Origin of the sequence: Malacoplasma muris (assembly GCF_046774425.1) — a bacterium.
Lineage (GTDB): Bacteria > Bacillota_I > Bacilli_A > Mycoplasmatales > Mycoplasmoidaceae > Malacoplasma > Malacoplasma muris.
The window spans coordinates 328,737-352,791 of record NZ_CP177248.1 but is presented as its reverse complement, the minus strand read 5'-3'; the positions used below and the strand labels follow the sequence as shown (position 1 = coordinate 352,791).

Sequence of the window (24,055 nt, the reverse complement as noted above, 5' to 3'; positions counted from 1 at the left end):
TAATTAATTTTTTACAACTTTATCTTTATAAATTTTTGCAAATGTTTTTTTGTTATATTTGTCTCTATATTGATATAATTTTTTATTTCTTTTTACATTTATGTAAAACATTCATCAAATAACTAATGCAGTTAATAAAATTAATAATGATGATACTACAACAATTAAAATTGTTATAGTAATACTAGAAGATGGGAAACCTGTAATTGTTATTTCAGGTGATGTAGTTACTTCTATAGAACTTGTTAAATTTGGATAATACAATTTATATCTAACTAAAACTGTTCCATTTTGATCATTTGCAATCATATCAACTTCTGTAATTTCAAAATAACTTGGATCTGTTGGTGTACCTGTAGACGTTAATTTCACTCCTGCATTTGATATAAGATTAAAGTCTTTTTTGAATAAGTCAATATTATTAATATATTTGTCTACAAAAGCTGATGCTGACGGATAATCAGTTGGAAGTAATTCCATTTTATTTGTTTCTCTATCAAGATTGACTTTTTCTACTAGTGATTGAAAATCCACAGTTGTTGAATTTGTTCCTTCAGATGGAGCAATATCATAATTTCAATTATAATTAACACTCTGATAATTAAAGGTAACTCTTAAATCATCTTGAAAGTTAATTTTCAACATATTAGGACGTGTTAGTTTTAGTTTTTCTTGCAATGATTTTGATATCACTAAACTTTGTTTAGTGATACCATCTTTTGTTATTTGAATATTACTAGTAATATCATCTTTTAAAGTTAAATCATATACAGCTTTATTATCAACTGATAAAGCTGAGTTTTTAACAGGTATAAATTGATTTACACTAAATCAATCTAAATCAACACTAATTGTTTGAGAAATTAAATTATTTATTTTAGAATCAACATTTTCTGCAGTTTCTGTACCAGTTAAAGAATTAGCATATTTTTCATCAAAATAAATTCCTGATAATTTTGGGTCAGGGTTAGATGTTGATGAAACAGTTGCTCCACCTATGTAATCTTCAAGTTTTTTACAACCTGTTCCATTTGTTGAATCAATTGTAACTTTTAACATTGTATCATCTATTGATGAAGGAATATCATTTGTTCTTTTATAAGAGAATGTAAAACCTGTTGTACCACTAATTAAATTATTATTGTAATTTTCAGTACCTGGATTTTCTGTATATTGCAATTCTCAATTGGCTATATCAGTATTATAACCATCTGACAAAGTAACAACTTTTAACATATCTTCAATAGTGAATTCATAAGCTAATTTTCTTGCTTTAAGTGCAGTAAAAGCTGTATTATCTAAAGTTATTGCTGCATAACTTGATGTTCTTAAAAAACCTGTATATGTATAAGTTCCAGCTAAATAACTTGGAGTAATTCCTGGAGAGCTTTTATCTGTCATGTTTCATTCAACAGTTAATGTTCCATTAACATCATTATAAACAATATCAATTGCTTTTGAACTGTCTTTTGCTTGATCTGCAGTTCTAAGAAAAATATCACTAACAGTTACATTTAATTTATTTCCTTGAATAATAAAATCATCCAAAAATTGTTGTGCAGTTAATTGACTAGGCAATTTTTTTCCAAGATATTCTCCATTAATTTTGTCTCATTTAGTAGCATCTACTTCAGAACTTGTTACTAATTTAAACATTAATGAACTTATAGTAGCAAATCCAGTAATTTCCATATCTGTATAGTTTACAACTTTATCATATCCTTCAAGAGCTCCAGTTGTTGGTTTTTCATACCATCATTTTGCCAATTCACTTTTTACTCTTGCTTTTAAAGCACCAGTTTCATTATTGTATGCTATTTTACCACTTGCTGATAAACTATATCCACTAGGAGCTGTCACATTTTCTAAAGAATTAGTTAAATAATCTACAGCTGTAGTACCATTAGTATATGTTATTCAATTAGGAATTACTGTTTCATCAACATCACCTGGCAATTTATTAATTTGACCACTTGCAGTTGCTGTAGTTAAATAATCACCTTTTGCAAAAGGGCCTCAATCTATGTCATTGCCCTTTGTTCAAGTATTACTAGCATTTTTTGCATTAGTTACTCTTTTTTGATGAATATTTTCAATTGGTGTATCTATAGTAATGCTTGTATGGCTTGTTGAATATGCTAATACTTCTTTTACCAAAGAACTTTTTTCACTAGCATTCTCAGGATTTAATCCATCAATATGATAATCATTTATTACTGAAAAATTTAAAATTGCTCTTTTACCAGTAAATGAGTATGAAGTGGAAACTGATCCTAAAGAAGTAAGGGTTGTCTGCCCAGGAGTAATAGAAAAACAAAACAAATTTGTAGAAGAAGTATTAATTGATCTTCCTGTAGTAGTTTCTGCATTGTAAGGATAACAACTCATATATAAAAGATTATGTTTTGCATCTTTTTTGAATTGATATACATAATTAACCTTGCTATTATTAGTTAATTGAGTTTTAGTAACAGTATTTGTGGGGTTAAAACCTTTAGTTCAAGTAAATGTTGATATACGAACTTCACTACTTCCTGTTGCGTTGATGTTACCACCACTAATAAAAGATGAATCAGTTACAGGGTTAACATTCATATCAATCATTGTATAAGTATCAGTTGCATCATTTCTATAAAAAACAGGATCTGCTACTGATATCTCACCATAGTTTTTACTTCATATTTGTGCTGCATTACTAGGATTTTTAGTTGATATTGTCTCTCAATTAGTTGAAAATCCATAGAAATATATTTGATCATCAAAAAAAGCATATTTATATTTTAAAGTGTCAGGATCTGTAGTATCTAATATTGTCATACCTCATCTACCTAGATTGTCTCCCAATTCAAATATTGAACCTATTTTAAAATTATTATTTTTATTAAGATTATTATCAAAGACAGCAGGATAAATATCTCATGTTTTAAATTTAAGCCAAACAGAAGTGTATGCACTAAAATTAACTCTATAAAGTACAGTATTAGTAATAGGTGATGCTCAATACTCATATTTTGGTATTACTAAAACACTATTAGTTGCCCCATACATCACTATGCCTTCAATTTCTTTTATATATTGTTTTTCAACTCAAAGAGAAGTAGAAGGAGAATTATTAATAATTATCTCTCTACCTGTATTAGCATCTAATTGAAATAAATATGCAGCCTTATTATCATTGTTAGTTGTTATATATGTACCATAGACAAAAAATGTGTTAGAGTAAGGATTATACTTAACACTAGTACTATATAAGCTTTTAAAATCAGGCTGTAAACTTAAAATTGATTTATTTGTTTCTGTTGTTGCTGAAACCATATTGTATGTTCAATAAACACTATTAAAGTATGAAACAAATTCAAGAGCAGTTTGATTATTTGCATCCTTTTTTAGTTGCACTATTCCATTTGGACTTTCATAATCACTATTCCTATTACTAACAAATAGTGATGATTTATTAGTAGTTGCAGATGTAGAAGTTAATGAATTAATGCTATTATCAATATTATTAGATGATTGTAAACTTGTTTGATTAAAGTATATTGTAGGTGTTATAGTTAGTGCTGATACTAAGAAACTAGTTATACAAGAGCATAAAATATTTAAAGACCTTTTAGCCATAAATTACTCCTAAAAATAAGTCAATAATACTATTAAAATTATATTATTCTAAAATTACTAATTCAATAGTGCAAGTAGAATATGAATTTTATATATTTATTATGATTAATGCAATAGTAACAAAATAAAAAATCTATAACTACTAAAAGTTATAGATTTACATTATTAATACAATCAAGAAATTGTATTAAAAAAATCCTAATTTCTTTGTTGAATAACTTACTAAGATATTTTTAGTTTGTTGGTAATGATCAAGAATCATTTTATGAGTTTCACGTCCTATACCTGAAAGTTTATATCCACCAAAAGCAGCATGTGCTGGATATTGATGATAACAATTTGTTCAAACTCTACCAGCTTTAATTCCTCTTCCAAATCTATAAGCTCTATTTATATCTCTAGTTCAAACACCACTACCTAAACCATAAACTGTATCATTTGCTATTTCTAAAGCTTCTTTGTCATCTTTAAAAGTAGTTACAGCAAGCACTGGACCAAAAATTTCTTCTTGAAAAATTCTCATTTTGTTATTACCTTTAAAAATAGTTGGTTTTATATAACATCCATTTGCAAGTTCTCCGGGCAGATTGTTTTTTTCTCCACCAATTAAACAAGTTGCGCCTTCTTCTTTTCCAATATTAATGTAATTTAATATTGTTTCAACTTGTTTATTATCAACTTGTGCACCCATCATTGTATCCATTTCCAATGGATTTCCAACTTTTATTGCAGCAACTCTTTTTAAAACTCTCTCCATAAATTTGTCATATATTTTTTCATGAATTAAAGCCCTACTTGGACATGTACAAACTTCACCTTGGTTAAATGCAAATAATACCAAGCCTTCAATTGCTTTATCTAAATAGTCATCATCTTTATCCATAACATCTTCAAAGAAAATGTTTGGAGACTTTCCACCAAGTTCTAAAGTAGATGGAATAATATTTTCAGTTGCATATTGCATAATTTGTCTTCCAACTTCAGTACTTCCTGTAAAAGCAACTTTTGCAATTCTTGGACTAGTAGCTAAAGTTTTACCAATTTTTGCACCACTACCATTAATAACATTTAAAACACCTGGAGGTAACAAATCTCCAATGATTTCTAACAATACCAAAATACTTGCAGGTGTTGCACTTGCAGGTTTTAAAACTATACAATTACCAGCAGCTAATGCAGGAGCGATTTTTCAAGCTGCCATTAAAATTGGAAAGTTTCAAGGAATAATTTGTGCAACCACTCCTAAAGGTTCATGAAAGTGATAAGCTACTGTATCTTTATCAATTTCAGCAACTGTACCTTCTTGTGCTCTAATACATCCTGCAAAATATCTAAAATGATCAATTGCTAATGGAATATCAGCATTTAATGTTTCTCTAATAGGTTTACCATTATCTCATGTTTCAGCATATGCTATTAGTTCTAAATTTGCTTCAATTTTATCTGCAATTCTTAATAAAATTCTAGATCTTTCAGCAGGACTTGTATTAGCTCATTTTTCTTTTGCAGCATGTGCTGCATCTAAAGCTTTTTCAATATCTGCATCTGTAGAATATGGAACTTTACATAAAACTTTACCATTAATGGGTGAAGTATTATCAATGTATTTTCCTTCAATTGGAGCAACTCAATGCCCTCCAATATAATTTTCATATTTGTTTTTAAAAACATTTGAAATTACTGTATACTTATTTGTCATAGATTCCTCATTTTAATATATTTATTAAATACTTTAATTTTAAAGCTTTATTTTGATTTAGATAAAAAATAAAAAAATATAACAGAAAGATAAATAAAAAAACCTCAATTTGAGGTTTTTTTACCCTAAATGAAATATGAAGTGCAACATCATAATAGCACAACTTATAACTCATAGCCAATAAAATGGTTATGAGTTTTTATTACCTTTCTATATAATGTTTATTTATTTCATAACTTGATTTAAAACCAAACATTTTTCTTGGCATGAAGTTTATTCTATTTTGTAGTCTAACTACATCATCATCTGTTAATAAATCAAAGTCTGTTCCTTTTTTATATATTCTTCTAATAAGACCATTTGCATTTTCATTGCTTCCTCTTTGAAATGAAGCATATGGTTCACAATAATAAATTTTGCAATTTAATCAATAGGCAAGAATTCCTATTTTATTAAATTCAATTCCATTATCTATTGTGATTGTTTTTACTTCTAAATTATTTTCTTCAACCAATTTTTTAATTGTTGAATTTATTGTAAAAGAATTTTTATTTTTGACTTTAATAATATATGTCATTCTTGTAACTCTTTCTACTAGAGTTAGCAAATTACTATATCCAGCTTTTCTTTTTCCAATAATTAAATCTGCTTCAAAATGTCCATATTCTTCTCTTTTTTCTATTTTGGAAGGTCTAGCTCAAAAAGGAAATACATATTTTTCATCAAATTTAGAAAACATACCCTTATGTCTTTTTCTTCCTTTTACATATCCTTTTCTAAGCCTATCTGATCTTTTTAATTTTCATCTATTGGATTTTATTCAATTAAAAACTTGTCTAGAACTTGGTGTTTTGACACAAGGATAATTTTTTTTAATATAATGACAAGTTGCTTCAACTCCATAATCTATTTCTCTAAATTTTTCTAAAAATAGATCTGTAAAGCTTTTGTATCTATCAAGATAAAAAGCATGAGAATTTCATTTTCTATTTAAGTATTTTTTGTGAGCATTATTAGAATTATATATTCCACAAGTTTCATTTCTTTTTAATTCTCTTGATATTGTAGATCTGTGTCTATTCAATTCTTTTGCAATTGAATTTAAAAGATCTTCTTCTTGGTAGAACATAAATTCAATTAATGCTCTTTCTTTTTCTGATAAATGGTTGTATAACATAGTGGGTGTCTCGCTGTTGTGGAAAACTAAGGGCACCTTTTTCTTTTGTCCTATTTTTGTAAACAAAAAAAATGAAGTGCACATATATTTTACAATATGTGTTGCACTTCATATTTCAATCGAGCTAAAAAAACCTCAATTTGAGGTTTTTTTATTAAGATTGTTTTTTAACTTGTAATCCAAGTTTTTTATCATAATCTATTAAAATAGATTGATTTGGAACTATTATTTTTTTAATTATTTGATTTGTTATGTAAGTTTCAAGATTTTTTTGAATAAATCTGTTTAGTGGTCTTGCACCATATTCTTTATCATATCCATTTTCTGTAATATAACCTACAATATTGTCTGAAAAATGTATATTATAATTATTTTCCTTCAAACGATTTGATAATTCTTTTAACAATTTAACAGATATATCATTGGCAATTTCAATAGATATTGGATTAAAATCAACAATTTCATCTATTCTATTTAAAAATTCAGGTTTAAATGTTGCTTTTAATATTTTATTAAATTCATCCATTTTATTATCAATTACAAATGTAGATCCCACATTTGATGTCATAATAATTATTGTATTTTTAAAATTAATAAATCTACCTTGTGCATCTTTTAATTGACCATCATCTAATATTTGCAACAATAAATTTAAAATATCGGGATGAGCTTTTTCTATTTCATCTAATAAAACAATCGAATATGGTTTTCTTCTAACAGCTTCACTCAATTCACCAGATTGTTCATATCCTATATATCCTGGAGGAGCACCAATTAATCTACTAACAGAGTGTTTTTCCATATACTCACTCATATTAATTCTTACCATAGCTTTTTCACTATTAAATAAATTGTATGCTAAGGATTTTGCAAGTTCTGTTTTACCAACACCTGTTGGACCAACAAACATAAAACTACCTATTGGTCTATTTGGGTTATTAATACCAACACGATTTTTTAAAACTGTATCAACAACTAAATTTATTGCATTATCTTGTCCTTTAACTCTAAGTTTTAAATTATCTTTTAGTTTTAATAGTTTTTCATTTTCAGATTCAGATATTTTTTCTAAAGGTATTTTAGTCATTCTACTAATAACACTTGCAACATCTGTTTCATCAACATAATCTTTTATCAATAGATTTTTATTTAAAGAAATTTCTTTTTCAATATCTTCTAGTTGCTTTTTTAATTTAGGCAAATCTTGATACATTATTTTTGAAGCTTGAACATAGTCTCCTTGGTTTTGATACATTTCAACTGAATGAGTGTTTTGCTCAATATCATTTTTAACCTTTGCAAGTTTTGCTTGTTGTTCTTTTTGTAATTCTCATTCTTTAGTTAATTTATCTTGAGATAACCTTAATTGTTGTAGTCTTTTATCAATTTCATTTATTCTATTAATTGATGAATCATGCTTTTCTTTATTCAAGGCTATTTTTTCAGCTTCTAATAAAAACACTTCACGATTTATTGTATCAAGTTCTACAGGAGCACTATGAGCTTGTGTTTTAATTTTTGCAGCAGCTTCATCTATTAAATCAATTGCTTTATCTGGTAAATATTTATCAGATATATAACGTTCAGACAATTTAACAGCAGCTATTAATGCATTATCTGTAATTCTTACATTATGAAAAATTTCTCATTTTTCTTTTAAACCTCTCATAATAGCTAATGCTTCATTAGGAGTTGGTTCATCTACTAATATTTTTTGAAATCTTCTCTCAAGAGCTCCATCTTTTTCAATATACTGCTTATATTCTTGTAAAGTAGTTGCACCAATAATTTTAATTTCACCACGAGCCATCAAGGGTTTAATAATGTTTGCTGCATCCATCCCAGAATTGGGACCTGTTTTACCCATACCCATTAACTGATGAATTTCATCAATAAACAAAATAATATTTGCATCTTTTTTTCTAGCTTCATTAATTAAATTATTTATTCTTTTTTCAAATTCGCCTTGAAACGATGCACCAGCTATAATTGATGATAAATTCACTTCATATACAACACAATTTTTTAAATTACCTGGAACATCCTTTGAAATAATTCTTCTTACAAAACCTTCTACAATTGCTGTTTTACCAACACCTGGTTCTCCAATCAGAATAGGATTATTTTTTTCACGTCTAGATAATATTTCAATAATTCTTCTTATTTCTTCTTCACGACCAATAACATTATTTAACTTATTGTTTTCAACATCTTGGTTCAAATTACGTGTGTATTTTTCTAATGCACTTCTATTATCACTAGGTTCAAAATTAAATTCCATATGATATACCTCCATTATTTGCTAGTTTAATAGATTATACACCATATTTAGCACTTTGCATATTTGAGTGCTAATTTTTAAATATTTTTTGTAAATAAAAAAGATAGTTCAAAACTATCTTTTAAATTTTAACTATAAAGTTTTTATGCATTAAAATCTTTTTCTCTATATGTATAATTGCTGTATAAACACAAAAATTATCAATATATATTTCTAAAACATTTGTATCAACTAGCACCTTAACATTACATTTATCTTTATTTACTAAAATGTATGATTCATCTATTTTCAATGTTGTATGATTTTCTATTTTTAGATCAAAACCATCATAACTTATAGTAAACAATAATTTTTGATCATCTAACAATTCAATTTTATGATCATCCTCTAAATATAATTCACGGAATAAAACTCTATTATCAAATATTTTAGAGATTAATTTCTTACTAACTTCATTAAGAGTTAATTTTATTTTATTTCCATCAAAAGAAAAGACTTTAGGGCTTGTAATCAAATTATTATTAACACTATCTGATACAACACCCAATAAATAATTTACATTATTAATTGAATAAATCAAAGGATAAATAAAATTATCTGAAACATCAACTTTATTAAAATTTGTTATAAAATAAATTTCATCTTTATCATTAAAAAAATTATGTAAATCCTCTATTATTGAATAAAAAGATATTTGACCATTCAAAGGATCTTTAGTAGATTTATTTTTAAAAGTTGAAGTAATAAATAATAATATACTATCACCCATCACTTTTAAATGTATACTATCAATTGTTTCATATATATCTTTAATATTAATCTCTTTTATAAATCTTGGATTATTCAAAAAATCGCTTAAACTAAACAATAATAATGTTGCATTATTAGTTTCTAAATTATTAGATACAACTAATAAATAATATCTATTATTGTAAGAAAATACAAAAGGGTTTGAAATATTTCGATTATATTTTTTAACATTATTAAAATCCACTCTCAATTCAGTCTTATGACTAATTAAATTATTAATTGGACTAAAATCTGATCTTACAATTACTGATTTAAAATTACCATTTTCATCCATAATAGATCCAGTATAAAATAAATATGGTTTTAAGTTTTTGCTAAAAAAACTACCATCCATAATTGATGATGATTCAAAATTAAATTGTTGATCTATAAAATTACAAATATAATCAATAATTTTCCCATCTTTTATTACAAATAAAGAATTAAATAGTAAATTATCTTTTTCTTCTAAAAACAATAAAAATAATTTATTACAAAAATAAAATGAACCTAATAGTTTTACAACTTTAACATTACTATAACCATAAAAAGTTAAAGTTTTATTATAATTAAATTTATTCATAGCAAGTTACTCTTCCAATATAATAACATATTTAATTTTATTATTATTTTACTTACATTTTTATATAAAATTAATAACTTAATTGTATTTTCAATACTAACTATTTCCCAATAGTTGTTTGAAACTCATCTAATCGATAAATTATTTTATCATAAGCATTAGAATATCATTTTAACTGATCATTTGGATACTTATTAACAGTTGCTACTGTAGCTAATGAAGTATTGTAATAATCATTATCATCAAATGCAAATTTATAATTTAAACTAGATAATTTTTGAATATTAAAAGCCAAATTTTGTTTACCTGTTTTTATATTAGTGTCACCCATAAAAATAACATTATTGGTATTATATAATGTTCTAAACTCTTCAATAACTTTATCTATTTGTTGTGCCTCAAAATATTCTTGCTTCCCAATACCATCTATTAGGCCATAATCTACTGAATCCTGACTACTTCCAGGACTATCAAAATGACTAAAACTCACAACAAACTCTTTATTATTGACATTATTAATCGTTTGAAATTTACTTCCAAAAGGCGCTCTAACATAATCTCTATCAATGCCATTGTCATTAACAGATGCATTTGAATAAAAAGTTCCACTACCAATTAATGCATCATTTGTATTATTTGCTTCACTCAGTTTAAATTTTTTTGTATTATACAAAATAGCTACTTGTTTTGATTGACCACTTTTAGCATATAAAGAATTTGTATTCTTTGAAACAATAATATTATAGTGATACTGATTTTTTCTAGATTCTGGTACTAAATCGTTTATTAAATTAACAAAATTACTTGCTGGGTTATTTGCCTCAATAGCATTGGCTTCAGTAATAACATTTTTATTAATTTCTGTCATTCCTATTAAATCAAATTTAAAATAATTCACTATTTTAGCTATATTCATAGCATGTTCTTTTTCTTTTGCACTAGGATTATTTTTTAATAAATTAAAATTAAGTGTATTTCAATGACCAATTTTATAAAACTCATTTTGATCAATAGTTAAATTAAATCCGATAGGATTATGATCACTAACTGAATATCTAATATATTTATAAACATCATTATCATACAAATCTATTGCAGGATTTTCTAAAATGTTATGTTCAACTAAAGAATAATTTTTTATAATAAATCCATTTTCTTGATTAACACTATATAAATTATCTCCTATTGGTTTATCAATCAATGGTTTATTATTATTTTCAGATTTAACATTTTCTTTATAAAAAATAAAATAATATATTACTCCACCTATCAAACATAATAAAATAAAAATTAAAATTATATATAAAATTTTATTTTGTTTTCTTATCCTTTTTTTACCCATAAAACTCCTAAATAAAAAAATCCTTTTCAAGGATTTTAAAATGGTTTATAGAACAATAATATTAATCATAACATATTAAATTCTTATAATCACTATTGATAAAATTATTTAAACTAAAGCTAATGGTAATTTTTCATTTTTATTTCATGTAAATTATATTTATGTAAATAGACAATTAAAAACATTCAATACCAACTTAAATAGAAGATAATGATTACACATTAGTTATATCCTCTTTACTTTAGTAATACTGCTAGTTAAAGTTGATAAAACCAAAAATTTAGTGATAGAATCAATGAATACATGAAGTAAAATACATGATGAAAATATTATGTATAGTTCTTCATGTTTTTTAATTTAACAATAATTATCTTTAAAACATTTTTTAATATTTTTATGTAAAAAAAATATTCACAATCAATAAAAGATTGTGAATATAATTAAATCTTTAAAAAATTAAAATATATTATTTATTTGCAGAAAATGGATCATCCTTATTAATAGTAAAATAATATCCTGAAGGGTTACCATTTTTAAGAGTATCTTTTGCAAATGCTTCAAATATATTATCTCAACCATTTGTTCCATCTTGAACTGCTCCATTTGTTCATTCATAACCTTCATTTAAAAAGAATGCAATTGCAAGAGTTTCAAGTTTATCAGAATTATCAAAAGAAAGACTCATTCTAATATTTGAACCAGTTGCTTGAGTTACACCTGTTAAATTTAAATTAGCAAATTTAATTGTAGGTTGTGGATTTTTAGTAGAATTAGCTTGAGTACAATCAGCAGTTACTTTTTGTTGCAATATATTTAATTTTGATTTAACATCTGCACTATCTTTATCATCAAATGTATAAGATAATCTATTTTTATTATCAGTTTTTCAAGTTATATTTCCAAAATGATTTTTTATATCTGTTTTTGATCAAGTGCCAAATAATGTGTTTCCATATGAATGGAATAAATAATTTCCATCTTTTGAAGCAAAAGGGTTATCTGTTGTTAAAGATTGCACTTTTTTCTTTTGTGTACCCGGGTTATTTGAATCCCCACCTGGATTGTTTGAATCCCCACCTGGATTGTTTGAATCTCCACCTGGATTGTTTGAATCTCCACCTGGATTATTGCTAGTTTCTGAACAAGAAACTAAAGCTATTGTTGGTACTCCAATAGCAAATGCAGAAGCACCTAACGCTAAAAGAGATATAAATCTTCTTTTCTTTTTATTAAATTCCATTTTTTTCATCTCCATCATCACCATTGTTATTTTATTACATACCAAAATGTTGTAACAATAAATTATATAATAGTTTTTTCAATAAAAATTAAAAATAAATTTCTCAAATTAAAAATTTATAAGTTATTAAACTAATTATTATAGAATTAGTGAATAATAAAATAAAAGATATGAAAATAAATTATTTATTTCCATATCTTATTTCTAAAAATTATTCAAATGCACTATCAAAATCGTCATCATCATCAAAGTAGTCATCATCTACTTCTTCATAAACTTCTTGTTGAACAGTTTTTGCAGAAAGTTGTGGTTCAACTGGAGGATTTGTTGTAACTACTGGAGTTACTCTTTCATTGTTAATTGTAATGTCTGGAACATCATTTGGATTTTCAACAATAACTTCAATCTTTGGTTCTGGAGGAATAATCTCTTCTGTTACTGTTTGTGTAACAGTTGGTTCTGAAGTTTGTGCTTCTTCTTCAACTGGATAATATTCTTCAACAACTACATTTTTAATTTCATCAACTGTTGGTGTTTCTTGAGTTTCAATATATTCTTCTTCATATTCAGGTTCTTCATCATAATATGGATGTTGAACTAGAACTGGAGTTTCAATATAAATTGGCTCAACTTCTTTTTGAATAGTTGGTTGAGCATTTACAGAATCACTTAATGATTTTTCTAAGTGCTCTAATTTATCATTTGCTTGATTTAATTGGTTGAATAGTTCTTGATTATATGAAACATTATTTGATACTTGTTCAGATAATCTATTAATTGAATCTGTTATTTCATCAGTATTAATTATAGGAGTATTACCATTTGTATCTACTTCTACAATTTTTGGTACTTCTACAACTTTATCAACACCAATTAATGTTGGAACTTCTATTATTTTCTCAACTACTTTTTCAACTTCTACAATTTCAGGCACTGTTACTATTTTCTCAACTTCATATGGTTTTTCAACTTCAATAGTTTTTTCAACCTCTACAATTGTTGGAACTTCAATTACTTTTTCAACTTCTACAACTGTTGGAACTTCAATTACTTTTTCAACTTCTACAATTTTTGGAACTTCAACTATTTTTTCTACTTCTACAACATTTGTAGCACTTGCAAAATTTCTATTTCCATTAGATAAATTATTTCTTAAAATTGATTCACAAATAAATGAATTTAAATCCAATTTCTTACTTAGTAGTTCGCTTTTCATACTTTCAGGTAATTCATTGATCTTAATCAAAAATTCAATTTCATTAATTTCATCTTGTTTATTCTTGATATTATCCAATAATACTCTTTTATCAAAAAAACAATTTCTTAAATAGCTATCAACTTTTTCAAGTTCAAATTCTAATACATCTATTTCTTCACCAATAACTTTTTTAGCATATCTTAGATTAGTAGATGAATATTTTTGGTTAAGTGAAGTTATTCTATCTAGAATACGCTTTCTTTCTTTAAGTAAAATATTTTTATAGTTATTTAATTTTTGCGCATTAGGAAGTTCACTTATATCTTTTTTACTTAAATCACTCACAATATTACTCCATCAATTATTCAACAATCTAATAATAATTTTATCAATTTAAAATGACAAATACAAATTAGAAACAAAAAAAATGATATTTTTTATATTTTTGTGGTATATAGGAAATTTAATAATTATAAATAAAAATCTACAACAAATACTTGTTGTAGATTGTGTTATATTAATCTTCTTGATCAATTTTACCTGTTTTTGAATTACTTAATTGATAATAAAAGCCTTTTAATTTCATTAATTGATTATGATTTCCCATTTCAATTATTTCACCATTTTTTAAAACAACGATTTTATCTGCATTTTTAATTGTTGACAATCTATGAGCAATAACAAAAGAAGTTTTTGTAGCAATTAATTTATTCATTGCATCTTGTATTACTTTTTCTGTTCTTGTATCAATATTACTTGTAGCTTCATCTAAAATTAAAATTGAAGATGTACTTAACATTGCTCTAGCAATTGCTAACAATTGCTTTTGCCCTTGTGATAATTCACTTGCATTTTCAGTTAACATTGTATTATAACCAAATTCAAGTTGATTGATGAATGTATCACAATTTGCAATCTTACATACATTCATTATTTCTTCATCAGTTGCATTTGGTTTTGCATATCTAATATTATTCTTTATAGTATCTGTAAATAAATATGTATCTTGTAACACTATAGAAACTTGGTTTCTAATACTACTTTTTGTAATAGTTTTAATGTCATAATTATCAAACAATATATCCCCATCTGTAACATCATAAAACTTTGTTAATAAATTTATGATTGTTGTTTTTCCAGAACCTGTTGGGCCAACTATTGCAATTGTTTCTCCAGGTTTTACATCAAGATTAATATTTTTTAAAACCAATTTATTTTCATTGTATCCAAAATTTAAATTTTTTATTTTTAATGATCCTTTAAGACTCTCTACAACTTGAGTTTCTTCAGGTAAATCTTCATTATCTAAAATAAACATTTCAGAAGCACGTTTAGATCCAGCTAAAGCTTGTTGTAAATTTGCAATCATACCAACAATGTTATTAATAGGTTGAACAAAATTTCTTAAAGCTAACATATAAGCATTAATTAATGCAATTGATTTTACAACATCTATATTTCCATTTTCGCCTTTATAATTACCAAATATATTACTTCCAAAACTAATACCATTTACAATAAATAAAATAGCAATAACTGTCATCATAAAGACTGAAAAATTAGCTAAAAAGTTCATGAAAGGAATAAACAAACCTGATATTGTTTGTGCTTTTTCAGCTTCTTTGTTTAAAGCATAATTTATTTTTTGAAAATTATCTTCAGTTAATTTTTCTCTTTTAAATAAATTAACAATGTTTTGCCCTGATAATATTTCTTCAATATAACCATTCATTTTACCTAATTTTTCTTGTTGTCTAAAAAATGCTGGAACTGATTTTCTTGACATAAAGACAATATAAACTGTAAGTAATATAACAATACCCAATGTGATTAATGTTAAAAATGGTGATACTAAAAACATAATAATTAACATACCAATCATTGTAGTTACACCAAACATTAATTGTCCAAAATTTTGAGAAATAAATATCATCAAGTTGAAGATATCATTTGTTAACACACTCATGATATCTCCACTTTCATGTGTGTCAAAATATTGAAGTCTCAGCATTTGAATTTTATTAAATAAATCCATTCTTAATCTATATGAAATTTTTTGTGAAATATCTACTAATATAAAATTCATTAAAAAATTTCCCAAAGCATTTAAAAAATAAAAAACAATCAATACTGTACCATATATCAATAAAGTTTCTAATGTAACTTCTGGAATATTAGAATCTAAATATTCATTTAATTTTTTTGTAATTTCACTTACACCTAAAATAACAAGAATATTGAACACAGTTGATAAAGTAGAAGCAAATAAGGCAAATCAAAAAGAAAATTTAAAATATTTTACATATCTATAACAAAGATTTAATGTTATTAAAAAACTTGATTTTCTATTATGTTCTTTAAGTCTTTGTTCATAAGTTGGTAAATAATATATATCTTTCATTTTCATTTTTTTCATAATTATTTACCCTCCTTAAAACCTTGTGAATTTGCTATTTCTTTGTATAGTGCACAATTTTTCATAAGTTGTTTATGAGTACCAAATCCAACCATATTACCTGATTCAAGAACAATAATTTTATCTGCTTTACTAATTGCATTAACACGTTGTCCTATTAAAAATATTGTAGTATTTTTGTACTTTCTAATATTATTTTGTACATTTGCTTCTGTTATCATATCTAATGCACTTGTAGAATCATCCAATATTAAAATTTTAGGCTTTTTAATTAAAGCTCTAGCAATTGAAACACGTTGTTTTTGTCCTCCAGAAAGATTTGTTCCCCGTTGTTCAACAATACTATCAAATCTTCCTTCTTTACTATTAATAAATTCAATTGCATTTGATAATGTTGCAGCCTCTTCCATTTCTTCTAATGTAGCATCTTCTTTACCAAATTTTAAATTAGAAGCAATTGTTCCACTAAACAACAAACTTTTTTGAGGAGAAACTCCAATTGAATTTCTTAATGATTCATAATTAATATCTTTTACATTAATATCAGATATATATACATCACCTTTGACTGGATCATACATTCTTGTAATTAAATTAATTAAACTTGTTTTACCACTACCTGTTGGACCAATAATTCCAATCATTTCTCCAGCTTTTGCTTCAAAAGAAATATTATTTAAAGCATATTCAGAGTCTTCACTTGAATTATATTTAAAAAAAACTTTATCAAATTTTACATTTGAATTTTCAATAAAATTATTTGAAACATTTCTAGGAATTGAAGGTTCTGAATCAAAAATTTGATTAATTCTATCACATGAAGCTTTTACATATGCTAATTGAATTAAAATTGTGACAATTAATATAATTCCCAATACAACTAAAGAAGTTAATTGAATAATTTGCAACACTATTGTTATTTCAAAATTTATAGTATTAGCACTTGCTGCAATTATCATAATAATAACTACAACAGAAACTTGAACAACAAAAAATATCACAGGAATAATTGAAGCTGATCATCTATTTGCAACAGTTGAAACTCTTGCAAAATTTAAACTTTTTTCATCAAATTTTTCAATTTGATTATTTTGCATATTGAATGCTTTTACAACTCTAACACCCAATAAATTTTCTCTCATTTTACTATTTACTTGATCAAGTCCTTTTTGTTGTCTTCTAAAATATGGGACAGATTTTTTAAGTAACAATAAAATAGAAACAAAAACTATTGCCATAAAACCTAAAAATACTCCACCAATTCATCAAAGATCAATTTGTGCACCCAATATAAATGTTGCAATAGTTCCACCAATCATTAAAAAGACTGATCTTACAACCATTCTTAATGAAATAATAACTGTATTTTGATAAAACATAATGTCATTGGTTAATCTTGTTATTAATGATGGAGTAGTAATATTATCTATTTCTTTAAAAGTTAAAGATTGAATCTTTTTGAAAGCATTATACCTAATATTGCTTCCTAATCTAACACCAATTCTTGCTGTTATAACTATCCCAATTGCTTGAACTGTTAGGGCAATAAAAATTAAAGCAAGCATTATGCCTGCTAATCCTCAGATTCCACCAATTGGATTATTATCTTGCTGAACTCAAAAAGTAGGAGATGTGCCATCACCATTTATATAACCTTTGTCAGCTTCTTTTAAAAATAAAGCTAATAAAAATGGTTGAGCAACATCACAAACTGTTTGTAACATAATTAAAAAAAACCCTAGAAAGGTTAGTCATACATCTTTGCCCTTGATAAATCTTAACAGTTTAAACATATATTTCCTCCTTTCAATAAAAAATAATAAAATTTAGAAACATCACATTAATTTTATTATAAAAATAAAATTTGGTTTCAAAATTATTAATAGTAACTAAACATAAAATAATAGTATTTATAAGTAGAGTAAGAATTGACATATAATAAAAAAACACCCATATTACTTGGGTATTTTTTTTAATTTTTTCAATTAAGACCAGTTAATGTTACTACAACTTCTTTTGCTCCTGGTACATCATCTTTAAAAGCATGATTTTCTTTTGGAGAAACTGTTAATTTTATAGTTGGCATATTACGAGATGAATCTCATCCAATATTATTATCACCTGCATATGTTAAAGTAACATTAGCAAATCCTTCAGTAGATTGTTCTAATTGAGGTATAAGAATTTGTAAATATCCACTAGCAACAGTTTGATCTGGTTGATTACCAGTTGGCACACTAGTCCATCATGCTTTAAATTTTTCTAAACTAGCTGGACCAGTAGGGCTACCAGTTCCTACATAATCTACAGTTGATTTAAATGTAGCATCTTGTGGTAAATTTTTAGAAGTAATATTTAAATTGTTAATAGATACTTTTCTTGATGTAGTTGTACCATCAACTCAATAATGCCCATTTGTTGGAACTGCATCAAATGACAAAGAATATTTACCATTGTTTTTCTTTAAATTTGGATTAGAAAATTGTGTATTAAATACTTGAGTTGTTTCACCAATTTTTTCATTATCCAATGAAGGAGTAGTAGCAGACTTTAATGATACTTCAGAAGAACTTGCTTTATTAACTCTATTATATTTCATAAAACCTAATTTTTCTAATACTGCATTAACATCATTTATTTGTGAATCTGCATCAACTTGTATATCATGACTAAATTCTGGTATTAAATGAACTGTTGGATCAATACCAACATTATAATCAAGCGCCAATGTTGCAGTTGTTGGTAGTACATTAGAATCTGAACTTGTAACATTAACAGTTGCGTTCTTTAATACTAAATTTAAATCTGAAACAGGTATTCTTAAATTTATATCTTTTGTAGTACTGTTAAAAGTTTCTTTAACATGAATATTAACATAGTCTTTTTTAGCATCAAATGCTATTTGACTATTTGATTCTAATGCATAAGTAGCATTTGGTTCTGGTGCATTAGAACTACCAATTTCAGTCATAATTTGTTTTAGTTTTTCAGCTGTTAATTGATTTTTTAAATCCTTTGGACTTGAAACATCTAATTGTTGTGAACCTATACTATAATAAACAACTTCATTTGCAGTTGCACCTCATGATTCATAACTAGTAGTTCCACCTCACTGAATATCAGTTTGTTTATTAGTTGTAATTTGCACTACTAAACTATCTTGTTGTTCTTTTGTAAATGAACTATAGTTTGAAATTACTTTTGATTTTAATGATGGGTTTTCTTTTACCATTTTAGTAAATAAATTACCTACATCAACCAAATTTCCTTGAACATCAAACAGTGACTCAATAGTACCAATCACTTCAAAATTAGCATTAAGTGTTGGTGTTATTTTTTGACCACTAGGAGTATCAGGATTTGTTGAACCTCCACCTTGTGTGTTATTAGTATTATCTCCACAACTTGTTAATATTAAAGGAGTTGCAATAGCAAAACTTGTAATACCTAAAGTTGTTAATAATATTTTTTTACTAATTTTTCTCATAATATTTCTTCTTTCCCTATAAATTTTATTTACTATTTAGTACAATAAAATTTATAATATTTTCAAAATTTATATTAATTTTTATGAAACACAAAATTCTATCATTTTAACAAATATCACTAGTCACAATCTTATATTCAATATAAACTGCAATAAAGTTGTATAATCAAGTTTAAATTTTAATTATAAATAAGCAAAAATAAAAAATAGACATTAATGAAATTAAATCAAAATGTCTATTTAACAAAATTATTTTATACTAAATTATTAACCACGAATTTCAAGTTTTTTAATAATCTCACGATATCTTTCGATATCTACATTTTTCAAATATGAAAGTAGTGATTTTCTTTGTGAAACTTTTGTATATAATCCACGCTTAGAAGTATAGTCTTTGTGATTATTAATTAAATGTTGTGTTAAAGATTTTATTTCAGCTGATAAAATCGCAATTTGAACTTCAGTTTTACCTGTATTTTTTTCATTACCACCAAATTCTTTAACTAATTTAGCTTTTAATTGTTTTGATATTGCCATATATGTTATGACTCCTTTTATATATTTTATTTGTTAATGTTAGTAAAGCAATTAATTCAAAAAGGAAAAGAATTATACAATACTACATTCAAACCATTATAAAATATAACATAAAAAAGATATTTATAAAATTAAAATATAAAAAGAACAATTAATTATTAGTAATTAATTTTGCACTTCCTCTATTTAATGAATATACTTTTGTTGCAACATCATATAGTCTTTTATCTTTAGCTGTTATAACTATTGTTTTGTTATAAATAGTATTAGCGGTTCTTATAACATTTTTAAATAAATAATCCTCTTGAATATCATCTGGCAAATAAGGATCATCTATTAAAATAATCTTATTATTAGTAATAATTGAATATACTATTAAAACAATTGTTTTTTCTACATTATTTAAAATATTGAAAGTTCTATTAACGCATCCTCCAATATTAAATTTATTAATTATGTCATCTAAAGCAAATGTATAATTACATTCTTTACAATACTTGTTATAAGCATTTTTTAGATGTCAATAAACTGTTTCTTGAGAACTTAAACTTATGGCTCTATGAATGTAAAATAAATGCTGACTAATAAAATCATTTATTTGTGCTTCATTTAATTCTTTATGTTTAAAATCATGAATTAAATATTCGCCCTTATTAAAATTTTCTTTCCTTGCAATTATATTAAGAAGAGTAGTTTTACCCCCACTTGTAGGACAATAAACTAAAACTACATCATTTGCATAAATTGACATATTTAATTTTTTTAATATCTTTGCTTTAAAAACTGATGTATATATATGCTTTTCTATACTATCTAATATTAATGATTCAAATTCATAATCTTTTATATTTAATGTAATTTTTGTAGACCTACCAAGATTATCTAAAATATTGGTACTATAATCTTCAACATCTAAATTATTAGATAAATCAACATCATTATAATCAACCTCTTGAGCATCAGGTATTAGATTATGATCTATTTCTTTTATAACAGGTTGATAATCTGACTCATACTCTTCAAAAACAACATTTGGTTCTTGCAATTGATAATTATTGTAATCATTTTCATTGTTATCATCTTGCTTTGAATCAAGACCTTTTATAAAAACTGATGAAATAGGTTTTGTAGAAAAATAATCTTTTTTATGTTCTTTTTCATTAAATGATTCATTTCTATCATCTTTCTCATTTGTAAAAAGTAAAAAAGGTTTTTCATTTAATTTTTCAATTTGATTATCAACTTGTTTGTTTCAAAAAGAATTATTCTTTTCTTTTGGAATAATATAAACTGATGAATGATCTATTTGTTCCTTTGTTGGTGGAGCATCAAAATCTATACTTATATCAGTTTTATAATCAGTTGGATTGTTTTGCAATTCTTTTGATTTAAGTAATTCTTTTTGAGGGATTATAGATACAACTGGTTTTTTTACAACAATTGGTTTTTGCTTATTTTCTAAATTTGAAACGTTTTTCTTAATAATAACAACTGGCTTTTTTGGAGGAAGAGGATCCACTTTTGGAAATGAATTAATTTTAACAACAGGTTTTTTATTTTTTACTTCCTGGTTAGAATTTAATTCATTAGATTGTTCATTATAATTTTTATCATTAGTTATAAAGTTTGAATTTGTGTCATATAATACATCATTACTATAACTTGTTGGTTCTAATTCTTTAATCCTTGTAATATTTGTTCTAAAATAGTCAAGTTCTTTATCTATTAGACGAACATAAGTTTTAGATTTATTTTTAGTATTATTGTTTTCCATAATGCCTCCAAGAAATCTTTAAATACTATATATAAATATCTATATATGTTTGAAAATAAAAAAATAGTATCATTAAAATGATACTATAAAATAAAAACTAACTATTATAAAAATATCCTTAAATATCATAACATATCATTAAACTATTGATATTTTTAAGAAAATCAATTATTTAAAATATACTTTTTTCCTTTAAATTCAAAAAATTAGTTATTAATATCAATTGATTATAAAATATTTAGGTAAATAATTTTGGGGTAAGTATGAAAAAAATAGCGATATTGACATCAGGTGGAGATGCTTCTACTATGAATAAATGCATTAGTTCATTTGCAACTTATGCAGAAAAATTTAATTTAGAAATATACTTGGTATATGCAGGATTTAAGGGTTTAGTAAGAAATGCAATATATAAAGCAAATAATTCAGAAATAAAAACTTGATACAATTTACCAGGAACTAAAATATTGTCAGCAAGATTTATGGAATTTGCTGAACAAGAAAATGTTGATAAAGCAATTGATAATTTAAATCAATTAGGTATTGACACTCTTATTGTAATTGGAGGAGATGGAAGTTATAAAGGTGCTTTAAGATTACATCAATCAGGTTTTAATGTAATTGGACTACCAGGCACTATCGACAATGATATAACTTCTACAAAATATACAATTGGATTTGATACAGCATTAAATAACATTGTAACTAGAATTAATGAAATAAAATCATGTATGACTTCACATAGAGATACAGCTATGATTGAAATAATGGGAAGACATTGCACAGACTTAACTGTTTATGCTGGGCTAGCTACAGAAGCTAATATATTAATTACAAATGAAAATATATTAAGTCCAAGCGAACTATTAGAAAAAATTCAATTTATAAGAAAAACAAATAAATCAGGACTAATTGTTTTAGTAACTGAAAACCTATTAGGCAAAAATGGGATTCCTTCTCTTGAAGAATACAAACAGTATATTGAATCGAATTCTAGAGAATTAATAAAAATAAATGTATTAGGATATGGTCAAAGAGGTGGTTCTCCTAGTGCAATGGATTTAGTAAGAGCAACTCAAATGGTATATAAAGCATGTGAGTGCATTCAAAACAATGAGTATGGCAAAATTATAGGATTAGATGAATCTGAAAATGCTATAGCATATGAAATTGAAGAGGCAGTAAATAAAAAACAAGATTCTAATAATGCTCAAATAATTAATAAGTTTTTTAATTAATAAAAATGAATATAAGTTAAAAAACTATAAAAAATGATTAATGAAAATTAGTCATTTTTTTAATTATCAATTTAAAATAATTTTATGAAAACAATTAAAAAAACAAAAGAATATATCTATCAAATTAATGGTTCAAAATTTATTTCAATTTGTTTTTATGTTGAAGAAATTTGTACAATAAATGATATTTTAAGTAAATTAAAATCAGATCATAGAAAAGCAAAACATATTTGTTTTGCTTATAAAATTGATGATAAACAAAAATTTAGTGATGATAATGAACCACAAAATACTGCAGGTAAAAAAATATTAGAAACTATATTAATAAATAAACTACATAACATTTTAATTGTTGTAATTAGATACATGAATGGAACAAAACTTGGAGTTGGTTTATTGTCTAGAAGCTATTATCATAGTTCAACATTAGTGACAAATGATTTAGAAAATATATGCGACCTATCCCTAATAAATATATATAAAATTACTATTGAATTGCAAAGAGCAAATTCAATTATTGAATATCTTATAAAAAATAAAGAAATCATTTTTAATAAGACATTAAATGAAAATAATTTAATCATAGAAACCAGTTTAAATAATCAAATAATTAATAATTTTGAAAATCCTATTTTCATCAAAAAAACATACATTAAAAAAACCTATAACTCATAAA

15 protein-coding genes are annotated in these 24,055 nt (G+C 24.9%); 2 read left to right on the top strand and 13 right to left on the bottom strand.

Annotation, left to right across the window (positions count from 1 at the left end):
• Window positions 1-3: 3 nt before the first annotated feature.
• The 13 genes from ACLFO7_RS01415 to ACLFO7_RS01355 form a co-directional block, all read right to left on the bottom strand.
• The gene (locus tag ACLFO7_RS01415) at window positions 4-3,618 is read right to left on the bottom strand and encodes a lipoprotein 17-related variable surface protein (RefSeq protein ID WP_412032569.1); all 3,615 of its coding nucleotides are present in this window, start codon (window positions 3,616-3,618) and stop codon (window positions 4-6) included.
• Between the two features lie 187 nt (window positions 3,619-3,805).
• Entirely contained in the window at window positions 3,806-5,317 is a 1,512-nt protein-coding gene (locus tag ACLFO7_RS01410; protein ID WP_412032568.1) for an aldehyde dehydrogenase family protein, read from the bottom strand.
• 202 nt (window positions 5,318-5,519) lie between these two features.
• Complete coding sequence (locus ACLFO7_RS01405) at window positions 5,520-6,494, bottom strand: IS30 family transposase (protein ID WP_412032567.1); 975 nt, start codon at window positions 6,492-6,494, stop codon at window positions 5,520-5,522.
• Between the two features lie 154 nt (window positions 6,495-6,648).
• Window positions 6,649-8,775 carry an ATP-dependent Clp protease ATP-binding subunit gene (locus ACLFO7_RS01400; protein WP_412032566.1) on the bottom strand — a complete coding sequence of 709 codons (2,127 nt, stop codon included), beginning with the start codon at window positions 8,773-8,775 and terminating at the stop codon, window positions 6,649-6,651.
• Window positions 8,776-8,896: 121 nt separating this feature from the next.
• On the bottom strand, window positions 8,897-10,147 hold the full coding sequence (locus ACLFO7_RS01395) for a hypothetical protein (RefSeq protein ID WP_412032565.1): 1,251 nt from the start codon (window positions 10,145-10,147) through the stop codon (window positions 8,897-8,899).
• 100 nt (window positions 10,148-10,247) lie between these two features.
• Window positions 10,248-11,489, bottom strand: coding sequence for an MnuA family membrane nuclease (locus tag ACLFO7_RS01390; protein WP_412032564.1), 1,242 nt, complete (start codon window positions 11,487-11,489; stop codon window positions 10,248-10,250).
• Between the two features lie 466 nt (window positions 11,490-11,955).
• The gene (locus ACLFO7_RS01385) at window positions 11,956-12,729 is read right to left on the bottom strand and encodes a hypothetical protein (protein ID WP_412032563.1); all 774 of its coding nucleotides are present in this window, start codon (window positions 12,727-12,729) and stop codon (window positions 11,956-11,958) included.
• A gap of 211 nt (window positions 12,730-12,940) precedes the next feature.
• A complete protein-coding gene (locus tag ACLFO7_RS01380; protein WP_412032562.1) occupies window positions 12,941-14,272 on the bottom strand; it encodes a hypothetical protein in 1,332 nt (443 codons plus the stop codon).
• A 172-nt stretch (window positions 14,273-14,444) separates the two neighbouring features.
• Entirely contained in the window at window positions 14,445-16,343 is a 1,899-nt protein-coding gene (locus tag ACLFO7_RS01375; RefSeq protein ID WP_412032561.1) for an ABC transporter ATP-binding protein, read from the bottom strand.
• A 2-nt stretch (window positions 16,344-16,345) separates the two neighbouring features.
• On the bottom strand, window positions 16,346-18,136 hold the full coding sequence (locus ACLFO7_RS01370; RefSeq protein WP_412032560.1) for an ABC transporter ATP-binding protein: 1,791 nt from the start codon (window positions 18,134-18,136) through the stop codon (window positions 16,346-16,348).
• Between the two features lie 179 nt (window positions 18,137-18,315).
• Entirely contained in the window at window positions 18,316-19,830 is a 1,515-nt protein-coding gene (locus ACLFO7_RS01365) for a P35 family lipoprotein (RefSeq protein WP_412032559.1), read from the bottom strand.
• Between the two features lie 267 nt (window positions 19,831-20,097).
• A complete protein-coding gene (gene rpsO, locus ACLFO7_RS01360) occupies window positions 20,098-20,367 on the bottom strand; it encodes a 30S ribosomal protein S15 (protein WP_412032558.1) in 270 nt (89 codons plus the stop codon).
• A gap of 151 nt (window positions 20,368-20,518) precedes the next feature.
• Window positions 20,519-22,141: an ATP-binding cassette domain-containing protein gene (locus tag ACLFO7_RS01355; RefSeq protein WP_412032557.1), complete on the bottom strand. Its 1,623-nt coding sequence runs from the start codon at window positions 22,139-22,141 to the stop codon at window positions 20,519-20,521.
• Between the two features lie 263 nt (window positions 22,142-22,404).
• Between ACLFO7_RS01355 and ACLFO7_RS01350 the strand changes: the two genes are divergently transcribed.
• Together ACLFO7_RS01350 and ACLFO7_RS01345 are read left to right on the top strand one after the other, a co-directional pair.
• On the top strand, window positions 22,405-23,379 hold the full coding sequence (locus ACLFO7_RS01350; protein WP_412032556.1) for an ATP-dependent 6-phosphofructokinase: 975 nt from the start codon (window positions 22,405-22,407) through the stop codon (window positions 23,377-23,379).
• A gap of 84 nt (window positions 23,380-23,463) precedes the next feature.
• Window positions 23,464-24,054, top strand: coding sequence for a YigZ family protein (locus ACLFO7_RS01345; RefSeq protein WP_412032555.1), 591 nt, complete (start codon window positions 23,464-23,466; stop codon window positions 24,052-24,054).
• Window position 24,055 lies beyond the last annotated feature (1 nt).